This is a genomic window from Mesorhizobium sp. M7A.F.Ca.MR.148.00.0.0 (genome assembly GCF_003997735.1).
Taxonomy (GTDB): Bacteria; Pseudomonadota; Alphaproteobacteria; order Rhizobiales; family Rhizobiaceae; genus Mesorhizobium.
In genome coordinates this window covers 372-630 of sequence record NZ_RZTB01000356.1, presented here as the reverse complement: position 1 = coordinate 630, position 259 = coordinate 372, and the positions used below count along the sequence as shown (strand labels likewise).

At 60.6% G+C, this 259-nt stretch carries 1 pseudogene; it reads left to right on the top strand.

The window, feature by feature from the left end:
- Window positions 1-117 (top strand): annotated as a pseudogene (locus EOB49_RS38350) (ribose ABC transporter substrate-binding protein); the annotation flags it as partial.
- Window positions 118-259: the final 142 nt, after the last annotated feature.

Sequence of the window (259 nt, the reverse complement as noted above, 5' to 3'; positions counted from 1 at the left end):
GGTCAGGATTTCTTCCCCGACCAGTCCGACAATTTCTTCGTCGGCAACTCCTTCCCGACCTGCGGCATCAATTTCACGGCGCAGGAAATCATGGGCCAGACCAAGGCGGACCAATAGGCAGCATACAAGGCGCCGCGGGAGCTCCCGCGGCGCCGGCCACTCGATATCCCTGGTCGTCAAAAGTGCCTCGGGAGGGCCGATGGACGGTATGGTTCCGCTCTTCCGGATGGAAGGCATATCCAAGCGCTATGGTGGTGTG